This window comes from Devosia sp. Z6_126 (genome assembly GCF_058133495.1).
In genome coordinates, this window is record NZ_JBYUNO010000002.1 from 961,242 (window position 1) to 981,115 (window position 19,874).

Annotated in this window: 18 protein-coding genes; 11 read left to right on the forward strand and 7 right to left on the reverse strand. The window is 66.1% G+C overall.

Going from position 1 to position 19,874, the window contains the following annotated elements; genetic code table 11:
• The first annotated feature begins 63 nt into the window (after positions 1 to 63).
• From cobG to treY, 9 genes are all read left to right on the forward strand, one after another.
• Complete coding sequence (gene cobG, locus AC3YOG_RS11745) at positions 64 to 1,383, forward strand: precorrin-3B synthase (protein ID WP_489935190.1); 1,320 nt, start codon at positions 64 to 66, stop codon at positions 1,381 to 1,383.
• Positions 1,380 to 2,012: a precorrin-8X methylmutase gene (locus tag AC3YOG_RS11750; protein ID WP_489935191.1), complete on the forward strand. Its 633-nt coding sequence runs from the start codon at positions 1,380 to 1,382 to the stop codon at positions 2,010 to 2,012. The genes cobG and AC3YOG_RS11750 overlap by 4 nt, the downstream gene beginning before the upstream one ends.
• A complete protein-coding gene (locus AC3YOG_RS11755) occupies positions 2,009 to 2,734 on the forward strand; it encodes a precorrin-2 C(20)-methyltransferase (protein ID WP_489935192.1) in 726 nt (241 codons plus the stop codon). Before AC3YOG_RS11750 ends, AC3YOG_RS11755 begins: the two co-directional genes overlap by 4 nt.
• Positions 2,731 to 3,492 carry a precorrin-3B C(17)-methyltransferase gene (locus AC3YOG_RS11760; RefSeq protein ID WP_489890260.1) on the forward strand — a complete coding sequence of 254 codons (762 nt, stop codon included), beginning with the start codon at positions 2,731 to 2,733 and terminating at the stop codon, positions 3,490 to 3,492. Before AC3YOG_RS11755 ends, AC3YOG_RS11760 begins: the two co-directional genes overlap by 4 nt.
• Positions 3,489 to 4,694: a precorrin-6y C5,15-methyltransferase (decarboxylating) subunit CbiE gene (cbiE, locus tag AC3YOG_RS11765; protein WP_489935193.1), complete on the forward strand. Its 1,206-nt coding sequence runs from the start codon at positions 3,489 to 3,491 to the stop codon at positions 4,692 to 4,694. Before AC3YOG_RS11760 ends, cbiE begins: the two co-directional genes overlap by 4 nt.
• Positions 4,691 to 5,461 carry a precorrin-4 C(11)-methyltransferase gene (gene cobM / locus AC3YOG_RS11770; RefSeq protein ID WP_489935194.1) on the forward strand — a complete coding sequence of 257 codons (771 nt, stop codon included), beginning with the start codon at positions 4,691 to 4,693 and terminating at the stop codon, positions 5,459 to 5,461. Before cbiE ends, cobM begins: the two co-directional genes overlap by 4 nt.
• Before the next feature lie 5 nt (positions 5,462 to 5,466).
• Positions 5,467 to 6,309 (forward strand): TIGR02587 family membrane protein, encoded by an 843-nt coding sequence (locus AC3YOG_RS11775; RefSeq protein WP_489935195.1) that lies wholly within the window; start codon positions 5,467 to 5,469, stop codon positions 6,307 to 6,309.
• Positions 6,310 to 6,321: 12 nt separating this feature from the next.
• Positions 6,322 to 6,735 carry a hypothetical protein gene (locus AC3YOG_RS11780; protein ID WP_489935196.1) on the forward strand — a complete coding sequence of 138 codons (414 nt, stop codon included), beginning with the start codon at positions 6,322 to 6,324 and terminating at the stop codon, positions 6,733 to 6,735.
• Positions 6,736 to 6,838: 103 nt separating this feature from the next.
• The gene (treY, locus tag AC3YOG_RS11785; protein WP_489935197.1) at positions 6,839 to 9,358 is read left to right on the forward strand and encodes a malto-oligosyltrehalose synthase; all 2,520 of its coding nucleotides are present in this window, start codon (positions 6,839 to 6,841) and stop codon (positions 9,356 to 9,358) included.
• On the opposite strand, the gene AC3YOG_RS11790 is transcribed toward treY, so the two are convergent.
• The 5 genes from AC3YOG_RS11790 to AC3YOG_RS11810 all read right to left on the reverse strand — a co-directional run bounded on the left by AC3YOG_RS11790 (position 9,355) and on the right by AC3YOG_RS11810 (position 15,416).
• Complete coding sequence (locus AC3YOG_RS11790) at positions 9,355 to 11,697, reverse strand: EAL domain-containing protein (RefSeq protein ID WP_489935198.1); 2,343 nt, start codon at positions 11,695 to 11,697, stop codon at positions 9,355 to 9,357. The genes treY and AC3YOG_RS11790 overlap by 4 nt on opposite strands.
• Positions 11,698 to 11,825: 128 nt before the next feature.
• Complete coding sequence (locus AC3YOG_RS11795; protein WP_489935199.1) at positions 11,826 to 12,302, reverse strand: glycosyltransferase; 477 nt, start codon at positions 12,300 to 12,302, stop codon at positions 11,826 to 11,828.
• A complete protein-coding gene (locus AC3YOG_RS11800) occupies positions 12,299 to 12,760 on the reverse strand; it encodes a glucuronosyltransferase (RefSeq protein ID WP_489935200.1) in 462 nt (153 codons plus the stop codon). The genes AC3YOG_RS11795 and AC3YOG_RS11800 overlap by 4 nt, the downstream gene beginning before the upstream one ends.
• On the reverse strand, positions 12,757 to 13,878 hold the full coding sequence (locus AC3YOG_RS11805; protein WP_489935201.1) for a glycosyltransferase family 4 protein: 1,122 nt from the start codon (positions 13,876 to 13,878) through the stop codon (positions 12,757 to 12,759). The genes AC3YOG_RS11800 and AC3YOG_RS11805 overlap by 4 nt, the downstream gene beginning before the upstream one ends.
• 230 nt (positions 13,879 to 14,108) lie before the next feature.
• Positions 14,109 to 15,416 (reverse strand): O-antigen ligase family protein, encoded by a 1,308-nt coding sequence (locus tag AC3YOG_RS11810; RefSeq protein WP_489935202.1) that lies wholly within the window; start codon positions 15,414 to 15,416, stop codon positions 14,109 to 14,111.
• A 153-nt stretch (positions 15,417 to 15,569) separates the two neighbouring features.
• Between AC3YOG_RS11810 and AC3YOG_RS11815 the strand changes: the two genes are divergently transcribed.
• Positions 15,570 to 16,838: a polysaccharide biosynthesis protein gene (locus AC3YOG_RS11815; RefSeq protein ID WP_489935203.1), complete on the forward strand. Its 1,269-nt coding sequence runs from the start codon at positions 15,570 to 15,572 to the stop codon at positions 16,836 to 16,838.
• Between the two features lie 86 nt (positions 16,839 to 16,924).
• Positions 16,925 to 17,854, forward strand: coding sequence for a glycosyltransferase family 2 protein (locus AC3YOG_RS11820; protein ID WP_489935204.1), 930 nt, complete (start codon positions 16,925 to 16,927; stop codon positions 17,852 to 17,854).
• A gap of 23 nt (positions 17,855 to 17,877) precedes the next feature.
• Here AC3YOG_RS11820 and AC3YOG_RS11825 read toward each other — a convergent pair whose 3' ends face one another.
• Positions 17,878 to 19,608, reverse strand: a complete 1,731-nt coding sequence (locus tag AC3YOG_RS11825; protein ID WP_489935205.1) for a hypothetical protein — start codon at positions 19,606 to 19,608, stop codon at positions 17,878 to 17,880.
• A complete protein-coding gene (locus AC3YOG_RS11830; protein ID WP_127752302.1) occupies positions 19,608 to 19,871 on the reverse strand; it encodes a spike base protein, RCAP_Rcc01079 family in 264 nt (87 codons plus the stop codon). The genes AC3YOG_RS11825 and AC3YOG_RS11830 overlap by 1 nt, the downstream gene beginning before the upstream one ends.
• Positions 19,872 to 19,874 lie beyond the last annotated feature (3 nt).

Below are 19,874 nucleotides of genomic sequence, written 5' to 3' on the forward strand. Positions count from 1 at the left end.
AGCGCTTTGTGCCGCCCGAGGGATCGTATAAGGACAGGGCTTCACGCAACACGAAGCCCGAACTTGCTCCAGCTGCTGCCCATCACTGACCCCTCAGCGCCCGCGCGCCGCGGTGCCTGCCCCAGCCTGCGCCAGCCGATGGCGACCGGCGACGGGCTCCTCGCGCGCCTGCGCCTGCCCGAGCGGCGTGTCAGTCCGGCCCAGCTGGTCCGCATTGCCGAACTCGCCGCCCGGCACGGCAATGGCCAGCTCGAGATCACCGCCCGCGGCAATCTGCAGGTGCGGGGCCTCTCCGAGCAGTCCGCCCCTCCGTTTGCCGAGGCCATCGAAGCCTTCCTGCCCATCGAAACCGGCGTCGTGGTGGAAACCCCGCCCCTTGCCGGCCTTGATCCCACCGAACACGCCGATCCGCGCCCCCTCGCAACCGCCGTCCGCGTCGCGGCCGCCCCGCTCGCCCGCCGCCTCGGCCCCAAGGTCACTGTCGTCGTGGATGGCGGTGGCGCCATCACTTTGGCGCGGCTGGGCGCCGATCTGCGCCTCACCGCCCTCGATGCCGATCGCTGGCTGCTGGCGCTGGGCAAGACCCCGCTCGGCACCCTCGCGACCAACGCTGCGCTCCCCGCCACCAGCCTGATCCTGCAGCGCCTGGCCGAGCTGGGCCCCGCCGCCCGCGCCCGCGATCTCGATCCCGCCGCCATCCGGGCCGAACTCGCTGCCCTCCTCTCCCCACCGGCCCCCCTTCCCGCGTCCCCGCCCTCCGCCAGCCTCATCCCCCTGCGCGAAGGCGCGGCCCTTCCCGTCGCCCTGCCCTTTGGCAGCATTGCCTCCCCAGTGCTCGCCGCCCTCGCGCAGGGCGCCACCTCGGCCGGCATCACCGAGCTGCGCCTTTCCCCCGGCCACGCCCTCCTCGCCCTGGGCGCGACAACCGCGCTCGCCGCCTTCGGGCGCGCTGCCGACGCGCTGGGCCTCCTCACCGATTCGGCCGATCCGCGCCTTGGTGCCCATGCCTGCATCGGCAATGAAGGCTGCGCCTCGGGCCTTGCCGCCAGCCGCGCCTTGGCATCGCAGCTGCTCGACGAGTTCCCGACCCTCTTTGATGGCACCGCGACCCTCCATGTTTCGGGCTGCCCCAAGGGTTGCGCCCATCCGCGGCCAGCCGACATCACGCTCGTCGCCCAGCCCGGCGGCTGGGCGGTGGTGCTATCGGGCCGCGCCAGCGACGCATCCCTGCTCCTCATCCCCCATGCCGATGCGAGCGCGGCCTTTGCCCGCCTTGCCGGCCTTCTCCATGCGCATCGCGCGCCTGGCCAATCCAGCGCCGCGGTTCTGGCCGCGCTCGGCCCGGTGCGCATCGCCGCCGCTCTTGGACCCCACCTGCCATGATCGAATACGACTACATCAAAGCGGGGGACGCCATTTACCGGCAGTCCTTCGCCATCATCCGCGCCGAAGCGGATCTGCGCCGCTTCACCCCCGATGAGGCGGAACTCGCCGTGCGCATGATCCATGCCGCCGGCATGGTGGAAGCCGCCGAGCGTTTCGAGTTTGGCCCTGGCTTTGTCGAGGCCGCCCGCGACGCGCTCGAAGCCGGCGCCCCCATTCTCTGCGATGCAGAAATGGTGGTGCGCGGCGTCACCGCTGCTCGCCTGCCCGCCAACAATCCGGTGCTCTGCACCCTGCGCGATCCGCAGACGCCCGCCATTGCAGAAGAGATCGGCAATACCCGCTCGGCCGCGGCGCTCCATCTTTGGGGCGAGCGCCTGGCCGGCGCCGTGGTCGCCATCGGCAATGCCCCGACGGCGCTGTTCCACCTCCTCGAAATGCTGCGCGACGGCGCCCCGCGCCCCGCCGCGATCCTGGGCATGCCCGTCGGCTTTGTGGGCGCCGCCGAATCCAAGGCCGCGCTCGCCGAGCACTCCTATGGCGTGCCCTATGCCATCGTGCGCGGCCGTCTCGGCGGCAGCGCCATCACCGCCGCGGCGCTCAATGCGCTGGCAAGGCCCGGTCTATGACCGGCACCCTTTACGGCGTCGGCACCGGCCCCGGCGATCCTGAACTCCTGACCCTCAAGGCCGTGCGCGCCATCCAGGGCGCCGATGTGGTCGCCTATTTCGCCAAGTCGGGCAATCGCAGCAATGCGCGCGCCATCGTGGCCGATCTCCTTGCGCCCACCCAGCACGAGGAAGCCCTGCTTTATCCCGTCACCACCGAGATCGACCGCCACCACGCCGATTATCGCTCCGCCACCGCGCAGTTCTATGCCGAAGCGGCCGAGCGCATCGCCGCCCATCTCGATGCCGGGCGCAAGGTTGCGGTCCTGAGCGAAGGCGATCCGCTGTTTTACGGCTCCTATATGCATCTGCATGTGCGCCTCGCCCATCGCTACCCCACCGAGGTAGTCCCCGGCATCACCGCCATGTCGGGCTGCTGGTCGATGGCCGGCCTGCCGCTGGTGCAGGGCGATGATGTGCTGGCGGTCCTGCCCGGCACGCTAGGGGAAGCCGAACTGCAGCGCCGCCTAGGGGACACGCAAGGGGCCGTGATCATGAAGGTCGGGCGCAACCTGCCCAAGATCCGTCGCGCCATTGCCGCGGCCGGCAAGCTCGAAACCGCCGTTTATGTGGAGCGCGGCACCATGAGCAACGGCCAGTCCATGCGCCTGCGCGACAAACCCGACGACGCCGCCCCCTATTTTGCCCTCGTTCTGGTTCCCGGCTGGAGCGAGCGGCCATGACTGGCAAGATCAGCGTCGTCGGCCTTGGGCCCGGCAATCCCGATCAGATCACCCCCGAAGCCCTCAAGGCGGTGGCCGAGGCCCGGCTGTTCTTTGGCTATGGCCCTTATCTCGATCGCCTGGCGCTGCGCCCCGACCAGCAGCGCGTCGCCTCCGATAATCGCGAAGAGCTTGATCGCAGCCGCGCTGCGCTCCAGGCGGCTGCGGCGGGGGAGACGGTGTGCGTTGTGTCGGGTGGCGATCCCGGCGTTTTCGCCATGGCCGCCGCCGTCTGCGAAGCCATCGAGGATGGCCCCGAGCCCTGGCGGCATCTCGAGCTCGAAGTCGTGCCCGGTGTCACTGCCATGCTCGCCGTTGCCGCCCGCATGGGCGCCCCGCTCGGCCATGATTTCTGCGCCATTTCGCTATCCGACAATCTCAAGCCGTGGACGCTGATCGAGCAGCGTCTGCGTGCCGTTGCCGGCGCGGGGCTCGTGATCGCGCTTTACAATCCCATCAGCCGCGCCCGCCCCTGGCAGCTCGGCACCGCCTTTGCCATCCTGCGCGAAGTTCTGCCCTGGAGCACCCCGGTGATCTTTGGTCGCGCCGCTGGCCGCCCTGACGAGATGTTGCGCCTCGTCACCCTCGCCGATGCCGATGCCAGCACCGCCGATATGGCCACTTGCGTCATCATCGGCTCGCCCGAAACCCGCGTTATCGAACGGCCCGGCCGCACGCCGATCGTTTATTCGCCCCGTTCCGCCGGGGGACCCCGATGAGCTGGCTGACCATTGTCGGCATCGGCGAAGACGGCATCGCGGGCCTTGGCGATGCGGCGAAATCCGCCATCAGCCAGGCCGAACTGGTGTTTGGCGGCGAACGCCATCTGCGCCTTGCCGCCCCCTTGATCGCTGGCGAACAGCAACCCTGGCTCAGCCCCTTCTCGCGCTCCGTTGATGCCGTGGTCGCCGCGCGCGGCCGCGCCGTCTGCGTGCTGGCCTCGGGCGATCCGTTCCAGTTCGGCGTCGGCGCCACCCTCGCCCGCCGCATCGATCCCGCCCAGATGCGGGTCCTGCCGCACCCTTCCGCCTTCAGCCTCGCCGCCGCGCGCCTCGGCTGGCCTTTGGGTGAGATCACCACCCTGTCGCTGCATGGGCGGTCGCAGGATCTGTTGCGGCCCCATCTGCAGCCCGGCGCGCGCATCCTCGCGCTGACTTCCGACGGAGATTCCCCTCTCCAGCTCGCTCAACTGCTGCATGACAGCGGCTTTGGCCTTTCCATTCTCACCGTGCTTGAAGCCCTGGGCGGCCCCGATGAGCGCGTCCGCTCCCAGCCCGCCAGCGCCTTTACCCTGGCCGACATCAATCCGCTCAATGTCGTGGCCATCTCGGTCGTCGCCCTGCCCGAAGCGCGCGTCCTGCCGCTGGCGCCCGGGCGCGACGATGCCCTTTTCGAGCATGACGGGCAGATCACCAAGCGCGAAGTGCGCGCCCTGACCCTTGCGGCCCTCGCTCCCCGCCAGGGCGAATTGCTCTGGGATATCGGCGCGGGTTCGGGCTCCATTGCCATCGAATGGATGCTGGCCCATCAGAGCCTCCGCGCCATTGCCATTGAAAGCCATCCCGAACGCGCCCTCCGCATTACTCGCAACGCCGCCCAGTTCGGCGTGCCCGGCCTGCAGCTCATTGAAGGCACCGCCCCCGCGGCGCTCGACGGCCTCGAAACTCCGCATGCCATCTTCGTCGGCGGCGGCGGCAGCGACCCGGGCGTGCTGGATGCAGCTCGAGCGGCGCTCCGCCCCGGCGGCCGGCTCGTTGCCAATGCCGTCACACTCGAAATGGAAGCCGTGCTGCTCGCCCATCACGCCGCCCATGGCGGCAGGCTCACCCGCATCGAGCTCAGCCGCGCGTCTTCCATCGGCACCATGACCGGCTGGCGCCCGGCCATGCCGCTGCTGCAATGGTGCTGGAGCAAGCCATGACCGTCCACTTCATTGGCGCCGGCCCGGGCGCTGCTGATCTCATCACCGTGCGCGGCCGCGACCTCCTTGCCCGGTGCCCGGTCTGTCTTTATGCCGGCTCCATCGTGCCGAGCGAGATGCTCGATTACTGCGCCCCCGGCACGCGGCTGGTCGACACCGCATCCCTTTCGCTCGATGACATCGAGGCCGAATACATCACCGCCCATGCAGCGGGCCTTGATGTGGCGCGGCTCCATTCGGGGGACCTCTCCATCTGGAGCGCCGTCGCCGAGCAATTGCGCCGGCTCGATCGCCACGCCATCCCCTATACACTCACCCCCGGCGTGCCCGCCTTTGCCGCGGCAGCCGCGAGCCTTGGGCGTGAGCTCACCATTCCGGCCCAGGCGCAAAGCCTGGTGCTGACCCGCGTTTCCGGCCGCGCCTCCCCCATGCCGGCGGGCGAAACCCTCGCCGCCTTTGGCGCCACGGGCGCGACGTTGGCCATTCACCTTGCCATCCATGCGCTCGAGCGGGTGGTCGCTGAACTCACCCCGCTTTACGGGCCCGACTGCCCCGTCGCCATTGTCGTGCATGCCTCCTGGCCGGGTGAACGCATTCTGCGCGGCACGCTGGGCACGATCGCTGCGCAAGTGGCCGAGGAACCCATCGAGCGCACTGCCATCATCTTTGTCGGCCCCTCCCTTGCCAGCAACGATTTCCGCGATAGCGCCCTTTATGATGCCGACTACCAGCGCCGCTTCCGCGGCGGCCTGCCTGATGCGGGGTAAGCAGAATGAGCACAGCAGCGGCCAATGAGGCGGATGCCGGCGGCCACGAGCTTCGCGATCTCGTCACCGGCCTGGGCCGCGCCTTTGGCGGCGCCCTCGTTTTTTCCCTCCCCATGCTGATGACCATGGAAATGTGGGAACTCGGTTTTTCCATGGATCGCTGGCGCTTGCTGCTCCTGCTGGCCTCCAGCCTGCCCATGCTGATGTTCCTGTCCCACTACTCGGGCTTTGAGCCGACCTGGGGCTGGAAGGACGATCTGCGCGATGTCGCCATTGCCTATGGCATTGGCCTCTTCAGCACCGCCATCCTTCTCGCCGTGCTCGGGGTCATCGGGCCGGGCATGAACCCGCCCGAGCTCGTGGGCAAGATCGTCATCCATGCCATTCCAGCCGCTCTCGGCGCCCTGCTCGGGCGCAGCCAGTTCGGGCAAAGCGAGGACGACAAGGAGGAGCGCGAACAGAGTTATGGCAGCGAACTGGGGATCATGGCCGCCGGCTCGCTCTATCTCGGGCTCAATGTCGCTCCCACCGAGGAAATGATCCTCATCGCCTTTCGCATGACTGATTGGCAGTCGCTGGCGCTGATCGCCCTGTCGCTGCTGCTCATGCACGGCTTTGTTTTTGCATCCGAGTTCAAGGGCAGCGAAGCGACCCCCGACACGCCCTGGTGGAGCGCCTTTTTGCGCTTTACCGCCGTAGGCTATGCCATCGCGCTCGCCATCTCCTGCTATGTGCTCTGGACCTTTGGCCGTTTCGATGGCCTGTCCTTCAGCACGGCGCTGGGGGTTCTGGTGGTGCTGGGCTTTCCTGCCGCCATTGGCGCCGCCGCCGCGCGGCTGATTTTGTAAGGGGCTCCCGCCGTGTCCGACCAAGCCAGCAACCCGCCCCTATCCCCCGCAGCCCGCAAAGCGGGCACCATCGAGTGGATTTTCGCCGCCATCTCCGCCCTCGTGATCCTGGGGCTCGCCGGCTTTCTGCTGGTGGACGCCCTGACCAAGACCGGCAGCCATCCCGAGCTCACGCTGCGGCTCGATGCCGTTCGGCAAACGTCCGATGGCTTTGTCGCTGATGTCACCGTGCTCAATCTCGGCCACGCCACCGCTGCGGAAGTGGGCATCGAAGGCACTGTGGGTTCGGGGCAAGACGCCGTGAGCGGCAGCGTGACCCTTGATTACGCCCCCGCCCAGTCGCAAAGCCCGGTGGCGCTGGTGTTTGACCGCCCGGTCACCCCCGACAATCTCACGCTCAGAGTGCTAGGTTATCGCGATCCCTGAGCGGGGAACAAAGGTTGGCAAGGGCCGTTGACCGGGGCACTTTCCCCGGCCCCGCGGCCCCTTCACCGACGCGCGCCCTCCGCGCCGCCAGCAGTTGAGCCCCATGAGCGATAGTTCCACCATTCCTCTTTCCACCTATCGGCTGCAGTTGAACAAGGGCTTCACCTTCGCCCACGCCAAGGCCCTCGTGCCCTATCTCGCCGATCTGGGCGTCAGCCACGCCTATCTCTCCCCTATCCTCAAGGCGCAGCCGGGCAGCACCCATGGCTATGACACGGTCGATCACACGCTGATCAATCCCGAGATCGGCACGATCGAGGAGTTCCGCGATCTCGCCCAAACCCTGCGCGCCGCCGGCCTCGGCATCCTCCTTGATTTCGTGCCCAACCATATGGGCGTGGGTGGCGCCGATAACCCGCTCTGGCTCGATGTGCTCCGCCACGGCCCGGGCAGCCGCTATGCCGACTGGTTCGACATCAACTGGTCCCCCGCCAACCCGGCGCTCGAGGGCAAGCTGATGATCCCGTTCCTCGGCACCTCCTATGCCCAGGCGCTCGAAGCGGGCGAGATCGTGCTCAAGGCCGATGCCGATGGACTCGCCGTTTGGGCGCACGGCACCCACAAGCTCCCCCTCCGCCCCGAGGACGAAGCGCAGCTCCTCGCCCATTACGGCGCCCCGGAAGCCGCCATCGCCGCCCTCAACGGCGAGCCGGGCCATTTCGGCAGCTGGGCGGCGCTCGACAGCCTCATTGCCACCCAGCACTGGCGCCTCGTCCATTATCTGGCGGCAGCCGACGACATCAACTATCGCCGCTTTTTCATCAATTCCGACCTCGGCGCCATCCGCATCGACCGGCCCGACGTGTTCGACCATGCCCACGCCCTGATCTTTGGCCTCATCGCGGAAGGGCTCGTTGATGGCCTGCGGATCGACCATGTCGATGGCCTCCTTGATCCCAAGGGCTATCTCGAGGATCTGCGCGCCAAAGCGCCCCGCCCCATTTACCTGCTCATCGAAAAGATCCTCGCCCCGCACGAGGATCTGCGCGCCGATTGGCCCACCGAAGGCACCACCGGCTATGAGTTCGGCGCCCTCCTCACTCGCGTCCTCACCAATCCCGCCGCCGAAGCGCCGCTTTCCGCCACCTACGAGCGCTTTGTCGGCGATGTCGTCGACCCCGTCGAGGAAGCCTATCAGTGCAAGCTGCGGGTGATGGACAATGAACTCGCCGCCGAGCTCTTCAGCCTGGCGCACCGCGTCTTTCTTGTCGCCCAGTCCGTGCCGCAAACCCGGGACCTGACGCAGAACGCCATCCGCAAAGGCCTGCGCGAGATCATCGCCTGGCTGCAGGTTTATCGCACCTATATTGATGGCCCCGAGGCCGACGAGCGCGACATCCGCGAGATCAACTATGCCGTTGCGAAGGCGCGCCGCTCGCTGCCCTTTTTCGATCCCTCGCTTTTTGACTTCCTCGGCCAGTTCCTCACCGCCGGGCTGCCGCACCAGTATGATCCCTCCGAGACCCTCGCAGCGCTCGGCAAGTTCCAGCAATATACCGGCCCGGTGATGGCCAAGGGCCTCGAGGACACGGCGCTTTATCGCTTCAACCGGCTGGTGTCGCTCAACGAAGTGGGTGCCCATCCGCAGAACTTTTCGGTGGGGATCGATGCCTTCCACGACGCCAACCGGCGCCGCCTCCTGCATCACCCCGCCGCCATGCTGACTACCTCGACCCATGACACCAAGCGGGGCGAGGACACCCGTGCCAATATCGGCGCCATCACCGATCACCCCGAAATCTGGGATGCGGCCGTGTTCGGCTGGCGAGGCCTGCTCGCGAACAGCACCGAGCTGGCCATCGACAACAACGACATCTATCTCTTCCTGCAACTGCTGCTGGGCGGCTGGCCCCCCGCCAATAGCAGCGAGTCCCCATCGCTCGATACCCTCACCGAGCGCCTGCAGGCCGCCATGCTCAAATCGGTGCGCGAAGCGCGGCTCCACAGCGATTGGAGCGTCAACAACCCAGCCTATGAGCAAGCCATTCAGGACTTTGTCGCGGCAGCGCTGCGCAACGAGGCGTTCCTTGCGAGCTTCCGGCAGGTGCAGCAGCAGCTCGCCGATAGCGGCCGGCGCAAGAGCCTCATCCAGGCGGCGCTCAAGCTTTCCGTCCCCGGCGTGCCCGATATCTATCGCGGCGCCGAAGATTGGGAGCAAAGCTTTGTGGACCCCGACAACCGGCGCGATCTCAACTTTGCGGGACTGCGCGAGCGGCTGACGCGGGTTGCCGCTGGCCCGGGCGCCGCGGGCGACGACAAGATCGTGCTGACAAGGGCGCTCCTGCAGTTGCGCAAGGCCCATCCCGAGCTCCTGCTCCGGGGCAACTATGAGCCCCTCGCCACCGGCAGCGAGCAGGTGCTCGGCTTTGCCCGCAGCCATGGGAGCGAGCGCCTTGTCGTGATTGCCGATCTGTCGCCCCGCCATGGCGGCCAGGCTGCAGCAGGGGTGGCCCTGCCGCCCGGTCAATACCGCGACGCCATGACCGGCCAACCCGTAGCTGGCACGGCCGGGGCCGCCGGCTCGCTGGCGACGCACGGCTTTGCCGTGCTGATCGGCGCCTAGGCGCTGGCGGCCTGCGGCAAAGGCAGGTTTGTTTCCACCAATGCGCGCATGGTCGGCCCGTCGACGGGCCGGCCGAAATAATAGCCCTGCCCGATCGAGCAACCCATTGCCGCAAGCGCGCTGGCCGCGGCTTCGTCCTCGATGCCTTCGGCTACGGTGGTTTTGCCCAGGCTGCGCCCCAGCCCGATAATGCTGGAAACGATCACGTCGCCCGCCGCCCCATCGCCCATGGCGCGCACAAAGCTCTGGTCGATCTTGAGTTTGTCGAAAGGCAGGTCCTTGAGATAGCTCAGCGAACTATAGCCGGTACCGAAGTCATCCAGCGCCACATCGACCCCGATCCCCTTGAGCGCGGCAAAGGTGCGGATAATCCCGCCGATCCCCGCAACGAGACTGCTTTCCGTGATCTCGATATCAAGCCGTCCCGGCGGCAAGCCCGAAAGAACCAGCGCTCCGGCCACCATTGCCGGCACATCCGACAATTGCAGCTGCACCGGCGACACATTGACCGACATCCGCCCTTCCCAGGGCCAGGCCATGGCCTGGCTGCACGCCTCCTCCAGGATCCAACGCCCGAGATCGACGATGAGACCGGTTTCTTCGGCAAGGGGAATGAACTGGGCCGGGGAAATCATCCCCAGTTGCGGGTGGCGCCAACGCAGCAGCGCCTCAGCCCCTACAATGGTGCGGGTGCGCAGGTCGATCTGGGGCTGGAACACCACTTCGAGCTGCCCGTCTTCAACGGCATGGCGCAGATCGAGATCGAGCTGGCGCCGCTCCTCGAGCCGCTGCTGGTCGGTCGGGCTATAGCCCACAAATGGCGCGCGCTCGGCATCGGCTTGCAGCAGCGCTGTTTCGGCTTGGTTCAGCAGGTCGTCCACGCTGAGCGGGCCAGCTGAATATCCGCATCTGACCTCGACATGGATGCGGTGACCGATCGTGTCATAGATCCCGCCGAGCCGGGCGGAAAGGCTGCGGCAGGCCTCGTCCATCACCGCCATGTCTGGGCGCTCCAGCCGGTAGGCCCAGGCAAAACTATCGTCCGCCACATAGCCGACCAGCCCCGGCACCTGGCCGGACAGGCGCTCCCCGATGGCGTGCAGCAGGCTGTCGGTCACTTCGTGCCCAAGCGAAGCGCGCAACAGGTTGAGGCGCTGCACGCGCACCAGGATCACGGCCTTGGGCGCAAAGCCCCATGGCGCGGCCGCCTCGATCAGCCCGGCGCGCGACAGTGCCCCGGTGGTCTGGTCATGGCGCGCCAGATGGCTCAGCCGGCGCAGGGCGGCGATGCGACCGCGATATTGGACAAAGGCCTCGTCCACGACAGCCAGCACCAGCAACACCACGACGCCGCCATGGAAAAAGCCGGTATCAAAGCTCACCGCCATGGTGCGGTAGGTCACGAGCGCCGCCACTTCCCAAACGGCACCGAGCCCGGCCGCAAGGAGCCCGATCTGCCACAACCGCAACCGCGACCGCAGAAACAGCAGGGCCAGCGCCATCAGGACGAGCGCAATAGCAGAGGGGCCAAGCCGCAAATCGGTGATGATGCGCCCCGATTTGAGTGTCTCGACGGCAACGGCCTGCAACACCGGCCCCGCGACAATGCCGAAACGAGGAATGGAAAACAGGTCGCGCAGTTCAATGGCGCTGGCGCCGATGATCACCTGCTTGCCCTGCAGCAGTGTTGGATCGGCCCGTCCCGCCAGCACATCGGCAAAGGGGATGCGCGGAATGGTGCGCGCATCGATGCTGAAATCGATGTTGACGCTGCGCGGCAGGGCTTGCCCACTCGGAACCAGTTCCACCGGCAGCGCCCGTACCTCACCCTGGTCCGTTTCGACGCGCGACAGGAATGACTTGGCCTGCCCCGATGAATCAAGAAATACGTTGACCAGCACTGGGCTTGTTTGCTCCAGCAAGGGCGCCATGGGCATGGACAGGGCGAGTTCCCCCTCTGCCCCACTCAACTGCTGGAACGCCGCAAGATAGGCATAGCCACCAGCGCGCTCGAGTGCTTGGGCCAGTTGCTGATCCTCGGCCGGCGTGCTGGCGCTGCTGAAATCAATATCGAAAGCCACCTCGGCGGCTCCGGCCTCGACCAGCCGATCCAGCGCCTGGGCATAAAGGCTGCGGGGCCAGGGCCAAACGCCGATCTCGGCCAGGCTTTCGCTGTCGATATCGACCACCACCGTGCTGCCGCTGGCCGGCACGGCGTTGAGCGCCAGCCTTACATCGCGCAAGCCGGCATCGATGGAGCGCAAGCCGCCGCCGGCTGCCAGCGCATAAAGCAGCACCAGGCAGGCCAAAGTGACCCCAAATCGAACCGCTGCGCCCATCAGGGGTCTCCAAGCCTTCTCCAACCATGCCACAGGGTCGCTGATAGCAGGTTAACCGGCCCCGCCCCGGCTTGGCTTAGGGCTAGGCAAAGCGGGGGAGCGGTCCTGCACCACAAAGGTGCAGCGGGCTAACTCCATCGGCGCAATTGCTGGCGCAGCCCCTCGATCAAGCCTTGCCTGTTGTCTGCGTCGTCCTCGTTGCCCGATGGCAGCAAGGGCTGGCCAAGCAAGCCGGCCAGTTCCGCTGTTTGGCGCGCAATATAGATGCCGGGCCGCCCTTCAAGTTCGGCGCAGGTTGCCAGCTGGTGGTCGTTGCGATGTTCACCCAGCCGGGCGCGCCGGGGCACGAGGATAATCGGCTTGCGCCAGCGCTGCGCCATCAGCACCGTGCCAATCCCGGCATGCGCCACGATCGTGCTCGCGGCAGCAAAACGGCGGGCGAACTCGTCGGACGAAAGCACAGGGGCCCATTCCATGTTGCTGGGCACGTGCGCCGCGCGGCCGACTTGCCCGAACACGGGTACGCCAAGGCTCGGCGCCAGCTCGTCCACGGCAGCGACCAGCCGGTCAAAGGGCAGCTGGGTCCCCACCGTTAGGAGGATCACAGCATCCGCCCCAGGAACCTGGTGCGCCCCCCGTCCGCCAGGTGCTCCCATTGGCTGCAATGGAGCTGCACAAAGCGCCGCGCCAGCCAGCCACTCATGCTCAGGCGCTCGGCATTGGCGACACTGTCCACCCACACAGTGGGCACGCCCAGCAGTCGCCCCGCCAGCAGCACCAGGAGGCCTGGCCCCGCTCCGGTGCTGACAATCACCGCTGGCCGCAGCCCCCGCACCAGCAGCAGCGCTTCCCAAAGGGCGGGTAAGGCGAGCCAAGGCTGGGTGCGGTTGACCTCGCGCAGCCTCAGGCTGGTTCCGCCATCGGCCGGCCGGCCCTCGGCCACTGTGCTGGCATAAACCACGTCGAAATCGGCGAACGCCTCTTCAAGCAACACCAATTGCTGCCAATGGCCTCCGCTCGAGGATACGGCCAGCAGCCTTTTGCGGGAGCCGGGTTCGCTCATCTGGTCGCACCTTCCCAGGCTACGCGCGAATGCGCCTCTTGGCCGAGTAAAGGCCGTAACAACTCGCGGTAATCCGCCACCATCTGCGCTTCGCTGCGCACCCGTGACGCTAGTTGGGCGCGCAGCTGCTGCTGTCGCGCGGGATCGCGCAACAGTTCGGCAATGGCGCGCGCCACATCATCGGCGTCGTGCGGATCGCAGGTAACACCCGCCAGTTCGCCGGTCGGCGTCTTGATCACCTCTCGTTGCACCGCAATGTCACTGACGACAATCGGCGTTCCGGCACGCACCGCATCTAGCAGTGCCAGGCTCTGCCCTTCAAAGAAACTGATCTGCACAAAGGCGTCGCAGGCAAAGGTCAGGTCGACCACATCTTGATGACCCAGATGCCCCAGCACATGCACCCGCTCGGCCACCCCCAACTGCTGCGCAAGCTGCCGCACCTCCTCGCGCAGGGGGCCATCCCCCGCCAGCGCCAGATCCACGCCCTCAAGTCGTGCCACTGCCTTGACGGCCGTCAGCACATTCTTCTGCCGCGCCAACCGCCCCGCCATGAGCACGACCGACGCATCCGCCGGCAGGCCGAACCGGGCAAAACACTGCGCTCGGCCCATCGCGGGCGGCACCTCTGCCACGCCGTTGGCGATCACCCGCAGCGGCGCGCGGTAAGCCTTGGAATGCCCAGGAAAACTATCCGCCACCGCCTGGGCCACACAGACGATCTGCCGGTAGCCACCCAGCCCCCCGACCATCCGGTCCAGCCAGCGCACGATGCGCCCGTTCTCCCGATACGGGCTGTGGTGGGTCGCGATCACCGGCGTGCCGGTAAGCAGGCTTACCAGCCCCGCCGCGACCCCCGCCAGCGGCATAACCGTCACCACCGCAGCGGGGCGCTCGCGCAGCACCAGCCGCAGCAATCGGAACACCGCCCCGGCATAATCGAGCGGCGACATCCGCCGCTTGCGCACGAGCACCTGCTCATAAGCTCCCGGCTGCGAGATGAACGCCTGGTAGAGCGCCACGCTGCGGCAAGTCTGCCCCCCGGCCTCGAGCCCTGCCCGCAACGATCCGATGAAACTGGTGATCCCGCCCTGCGTGTCATGCCCGCTCAGCAGCAACAGGCCTTTTTCAGCGCCACCACAACGGACAGCAGTTACGTGGGAGCACGCTCCAGTAGAATTGGTCGAATGCCGCGACCAGCATCTAGATGCTTGTGCAACGGCACCTGCAATTAACCTGCGATAACTCGAACCAGAACTGCCGGACACACCCAACAACTTATATCCTGCTTGAACTCATCAGCCCCGCAGAGTGAGCTTAGCACGATATTTCAACCGGTGAATAAGAATTACTGGATTAATACTGATGCTGTAGCGGCTACCCCTCGCGGGGCCATCGCACCCGCCGCAACCCCGGCCGGGAAGCCGTTCAGAACCCGTTCATCAACATGGCGGAAACCCGGCAAAGCGGCTGTTTGGCGCTCCCATCGCAGCTGGCAGACCAGCGCCACCGCCACAAGGAACAACACCCAGCCGGGATGATCGCGGTTCAGCAAACTCGATTCCGTCAGGTTGTGCCCCAGGGTAAAAACCAGCACCCCCACCACTAACCCCCCGTCTCGCCTCGCAATTCCGCTCGCCCCCAGGATGCGCGAGAGCGGCGCGATGGCAAACGCCAGCACCGCCAGGGCCAGTCCCGGCCAGCCCAGCTGCACCAGAACATCCAGATACCCATTGTGCCCCGAGAATATCCCAGCCACCCACCCCTCCACCAACTCCCCCACCGGCCCGCTCGCCCCCACCCCCCAGAACGACCCGAACCCCGCCCCCAGCCAAGGATGATCCCCGGCATAGCGCAGCAGCAGCGACCAGACTTGGGTCCGCCCGGTAAGGGCCTCAGGTTGCGCCAAATATAGGTTGAAGGCGGCAAGAATTTCAGCCCAAAATGGAAGGGAAAACAACAGGATGGAACCGGCAGCAGGCAGGATCCAGACCCGTTGGCGGCGTCCGAGGGACATGTAAACCAGCGCGCAAAGGAGGGCGGCGGGCAGCAGTGCCATTGCGGTTTTGGACTGCGTGCGCCACAAAAAGTATGCTGCGCCCGCGAGGAGTGGCCAGCGCAGGCAGACATTTACCGGGCGGCGATCCAACAGCAGCACCAGAACCGTCAGTGCACAAATGGGACCGGCAAAATTCTTGTGCATCGTCGCGCCCCGCCAACTGCCGGCCAAGGCAAGATCGCCGGTTTCGCCCGCGTGGTGGACCCCGGCGGGGCTCAGCAGGACGGCCGCGTAGTTGACGGCAAGCACCCCCACCAGCGCCCACCATAGGGCGGCAAAGGAGCGGCGCGCCCCTGCGCAATGCACTGCGGCAAAGACCAGCACGGCAAGCACCGTGGTGATGCCCACCCGCCGCAGGGCAATGCCTGGCTCGATCGCCCACAGCAGGCTGAGCCAGCACCATCCGAACACGAGAAAAAAGCTCCACGGCACAATCGAGAACCAGGTTGGGCGGCGCGTCACCACCATGGTCGCCGCGAAAAGGGCGAGATAGCTGACCTGCCGGATAAGATCGCCTTCCGCGCCCGCCGCATCCCCGCCGCGGGGGAGGGGCTGAAGCCCTATGCAGACCAGCAGCAGCACCGTAAAAAGACACACCGCCGCGCAAAAACCGGTGCGACCAGCCGGGCACGCAGCGGCAGCGCTTAAGGGTTGAACTGTCAAAGGCCGTAGGTACATGGGCCAAGGCGCTCGGGTTGATCGGGATGGAGTGTGCCATCGCGCGGAGTGTGCAGCAAATTGAATCGTGCCTTGCTTCCACCCCAGACCCGCCAGAATAGCACTCCGTCCCGCGCCCGCTCCTATGGCCTGGCCGCGATGGGCTCGATCGCCTCGGCGGGGGCGCAATTCCTCTTGTCCCTGCAACTGCTTCACGCGGTTGAACCGGCGCAGTTCGGCGGCTTTGCGTTTTTACTGGTGTGCTCACAGCTTAGCCTTGGGATTGCGGTGGCACTGCTTTGTGCGCCCTACCCTGTGGTTTTGCTGCGCCAGGGAGGCGCCACGACCACAGTGGTGGCCTCGATGTTTGCCGTTAATCTGGTGCTGGCGATTGCGACTGGGCTGGCGCTGGGCGTCATTGCCGTGTCGCTCGCCTTGGGGACGTTCGAAGCGGGTCTGTTTGCCGCCTTTGGCGCGATCAACGTCCTGCGCTGGTTCGGTCGCGCCCATGCCTATGAGCAGCAGCAAAATCGGGTGGTGCTTTCGGACATGGCCTATGGGCTGGCCCTGGGCGGTGGGATAGTCCTGATCCAGTTGCTGGATGCAGCAAGCCTGCTTGCCGCCGGTTGGGCCCTCGTCGGCAGCGCCACCATTGGCCTGCTCGCCTTGGCACCCGATTTCCTGCGCAGCCAATTCGCCCAGCTCTCGCTTCGCGCAATGCCTGCTTATCGACAGATCTGGCAGGCCCATTCACGCTGGTCGCTGCTCGGGGTTGTCACCACTGAGGGCACCGCCAATGCCCACGCCTATATCGTGACGCTCGTGGCAGGGTCGAGCGGCTTTGCACCCCTCGCGGCGAGCGCCCTGCTGATCCGCCCCATGGCCTTGGCGATGAATGCTCTGAGTGATCTGGAGCGACCGCAACTCGCGCGTATCCTGGCTCAAGGCGGCAAGCCTTGGGCGGTGCGCGGCGCCTTGGGTTTCTTCCGGCGGGCATTGCTGCTGATCTGGGTCGTCTGCCTCTGCGCGGGGTTGAGCATTCTTCTTTGGCAGCCTCATCTCTTGTTTCCACCCGAGTATGGCTTGCCTGTCATCTGGGCGGGAGCCTTGCAATGGCTGGCCATTGCCCTGCTGCGCAGCCTCCGAATGCCCGACAGTGTATTGCTGCAGGCAGCGGGGCAGTTCCGCCCCCTCGCTGCCGCCAGCGTGGTTTCCTGCGCCATTTCCATTGCAGTGGTCGCCGTCTTTGTGGCTCAGGGTGAACTGGTCTTCAGTCTCGTCGGCATTGCACTGGGGGAAGCGGTGTTCGCCATGGGCATCTGGATGCGGGCACAAGGGCTGCTGCGCCAGCTTCCCGGTTAAGGCTGAAGCGACAAGCCTGTTGCCGCGGGGGCAAGCGGCTGGCTAGGCTCAGCGCCAGCGCATCCTTTTGCCAAAATGGAGACAACATGCCGACCGTCAGCGTGGTTGTTCCAACCTTTGGGCGCAGCGAACTGGTGCTGCGGGCCGTCCGGAGCGTCTTGGCGCAGACCATGGCTGATCTGGAACTGCTGGTCGTGATCGACGGGGAGGACGGGGCGACGCTTGCCGCTCTGGACTCGATAAAGGAGCCGCGGCTGCGCGTTTTCTCCAACCCCGCACAGCTGGGCGCGGCCCGAACCCGGGATCGTGGCGCAGCCCTGAGCACCGGAGACTGGCTGGCCTTTATCGATGACGACGACGAATGGCTGCCCCACAAGCTCGAAAAACAACTGGCACTTGCCGCAAATCGTCCGGCAGTGGTGATGACCATGTCCCGGGTCGTCACCCCGCACTCCAGCGTTCTGCTGCCTGAGCGCCCTTATCATGGCGCAGTGCCCTTTGACGAATGGCTGTTTGATCGGCACACCTGGCTGGGACGCGGGGCGGGGTTCCTCCAAACCTCCTCGCTGCTGGTGCCGCGGGCGGTGTTCGAGCATATCGGCTTTGCAGCACGCCAGCACGAAGAATGGGAACTGGTGCTGCGCGCGACCAAGCAGCTGAACTACCCGTTGCTGACTGTTCCCCAGCCTCTGGTGGTGCATTACCGCGATGAGCCACGGCCTTCGCTCTCGGGCCAATATCGCTGGCAACAGTCCGTGACATGGGCGCAGAGCTTGGGATCGCTGCTGACAAGGCGCGCCCATAGCGGCTTCCTGCTCGGTTACCTTTCCCGCGACGCTCAGGGCAAAGAGGCGTACCGGGCCGCCCTGCCGCTGCTTGCCGCCGCGTTCCGCCATGGCAGTCCGACCCTGCGACAGTTGTTTGCCTACGCTTCGATCTGGAGTGTTCCCCGTAGCTGGCGCCGCCAGATTCGTGGCTTGCTTGACAAAGGGGTGGCAGCTCGGCTGCGGCCATGATCGGCTTGCCGCAGCCTTGTGGTTCAATAAAGGGCGATCGTGCCTCCACCGCTGACGAGCGTTTGGAAGGCTGCGATCGCGCCCATATTGCGCAATCGGAGTCCGGCTCCCTTGTGCGCCTGCAGATCGGCGGTGTTGCCCAGGCTTTGGCAGCCATCCAGCCACATCTGCGCGGTTTCATTGCTGTTCGGCTCTAGCCCGGCGGTAAAAGCCGCGCTCTGCACCCCGGTTTGGCGGCAACTCTCTCCAACACAGCCTAAATTCCAGGAACGGGCATTGTGGATGTCATGGAAGGCGCGGTTCTGCGTGGACAGCGCATGGCTGTTGATGCGCAGGCCGGTGCAGTTGACATGGGCCGAACTGGCATTGCGGGAGGTGTCGAACTGGCTGTTGTTGCCGCACCAGCGGAAGCGGCAATCGAGTTCATGAAAGCGGGCGCAACCCAAACCACCGGTGCCGGTCATGGCTGTGCTTGGAACGCTTTGACTTTGATCGAGGAGGTAGGTGCCAACGCCACCCGTGCCGCTGCCTTTCCCGATGATACGGGTACCGGCTGCGACTCCCGCACCCGCGATCACCATGCCGATATCGAGCACCCCTGCGGCTGACCCTGCCATGGCGGAAACCGTTAGGCTGGCGCCGATGATCGCGCCGGTGAATGCCGCGTCGGGGTTGTAGGTGCCGAAGCCGGGCTGATCATAAGCCACCCCATCATTGAGGCAGTAGGCCGCCCGGCAGCGATGCAGGATTACATTGGTGGCGTCATAGGCAAGAAAGCCCATATTGGCGCTGTAAAGTGCGTCGCACTGGTCGAGGACCACACTGGTGCGGCGGTTGCCGCTCCAATCTGGATAGAGATAAAAACCGCCGCCGCCCAAGGCATCGAGCCGCGTCGCCCAAAGCGTTGCCAGAGTTCCATGGATGCCCCCGTAATATATGTTCCAGTCCGCAGGGTTGGCTACGCTGTCATTGGTGCCACGGCCCACGATCATGTTGGCGTCCGGGGCCCGGCCGTCCCGCAGGCGCACATAGAGCTTTTTCCCCGTGGCATCGAGCCAGCAGGCGCCTTCGCCCTCGGCCGCATTCATGGCCTCGAGCCCCGCTACAACCGCCGCTTCATTGGCATAGGCGCCGCTAGGGGGCGGCGCATTGTGGGCGCAAAGCGGATTGCCCCACGCGTCGGCATAAGTCCGATCCCAAACGCAGGAGGTGACGCGTTCGCTGGTGAAAACGGACGCGTAAACGGTGCTGGAGCCGGCAACGGGCAGGAATGGCGGCATCACCTGATCATGGACTGAACGGATCCGGCCCATCATGGATGGCGATCCGAACCCATCGCAGGGTTCAATGATAAGATTGCGCTGGCAGGATTGGCCCGCCCAGCTATCGGGAATGCCACTGACATCCTGTTCGGAAAAGCGATACTCCCCGGCCTGGACCAGCAGCCGGACGCGCGTCGAAGCGCCGGGACTGCCCAGGCCTGCGGCGCGCACCAGGCCCTGCTTGATGGAGCGAACGCGGCTGGACCAGCTCAGGCCGTCAGCGGTGTTGTCACCGCCCTTGCCGACATAAACGGTATGCGTGGGCGCAGGCTTGCGGGCCTGGGCATCAAAATCGTGAGTATAGGCGCCGAATTGATCCCGAAAGACCGCGATATCGGGCGTAAAGGACAGGCCCACAGGTGGCGGAACGGGAACCGGCAACGCAGCACCCGTGCGCTGGTGAATGGCTGCACTGAGGGATATGCCAAGCATCACACCAGCCCCAGGATCTGACTGGCGGTGGTGCCGCTCGCCTTCACCTGAACCACCCGGACGGGCAGCACACTCCCGCCGGACAGATTAACGAAGACGACCTGTGCGCCCGACAACAGCGTGACGCTGAGCGCTCCACCAGCGCCGATATAGATGGCGCGGGTAGCCTCGATCAGCGGCTCGCTGTCGTTGGGAGTAATGGCGAAGGCATGGCTGGCAGGGCTGTCGAGGCCCTTGGCATGGTGTTCGAAGCGGTCGGTCATGTG

Bases quoted from the DNA above. Each gene is read 5' to 3' on its own strand.
- AC3YOG_RS11750 (WP_489935191.1), top strand. From the start codon at position 1,380: ATGATCGAATACGACTACATCAAAGCGGGGGACGCCATTTACCGGCAG.
- AC3YOG_RS11755 (WP_489935192.1), top strand. From the start codon at position 2,009: ATGACCGGCACCCTTTACGGCGTCGGCACCGGCCCCGGCGATCCTGAA.
- AC3YOG_RS11760 (WP_489890260.1), top strand. From the start codon at position 2,731: ATGACTGGCAAGATCAGCGTCGTCGGCCTTGGGCCCGGCAATCCCGAT.
- cbiE (WP_489935193.1), top strand. From the start codon at position 3,489: ATGAGCTGGCTGACCATTGTCGGCATCGGCGAAGACGGCATCGCGGGC.
- cobM (WP_489935194.1), top strand. From the start codon at position 4,691: ATGACCGTCCACTTCATTGGCGCCGGCCCGGGCGCTGCTGATCTCATC.
- AC3YOG_RS11775 (WP_489935195.1), top strand. From the start codon at position 5,467: ATGAGCACAGCAGCGGCCAATGAGGCGGATGCCGGCGGCCACGAGCTT.
- treY (WP_489935197.1), top strand. From the start codon at position 6,839: ATGAGCGATAGTTCCACCATTCCTCTTTCCACCTATCGGCTGCAGTTG.
- AC3YOG_RS11790 (WP_489935198.1), bottom strand. From the start codon at position 11,697: ATGGGCGCAGCGGTTCGATTTGGGGTCACTTTGGCCTGCCTGGTGCTG.
- AC3YOG_RS11800 (WP_489935200.1), bottom strand. From the start codon at position 12,760: ATGAGCGAACCCGGCTCCCGCAAAAGGCTGCTGGCCGTATCCTCGAGC.
- AC3YOG_RS11820 (WP_489935204.1), top strand. From the start codon at position 16,925: ATGCCGACCGTCAGCGTGGTTGTTCCAACCTTTGGGCGCAGCGAACTG.
- AC3YOG_RS11825 (WP_489935205.1), bottom strand. From the start codon at position 19,608: ATGCTTGGCATATCCCTCAGTGCAGCCATTCACCAGCGCACGGGTGCT.
- AC3YOG_RS11830 (WP_127752302.1), bottom strand. From the start codon at position 19,871: ATGACCGACCGCTTCGAACACCATGCCAAGGGCCTCGACAGCCCTGCC.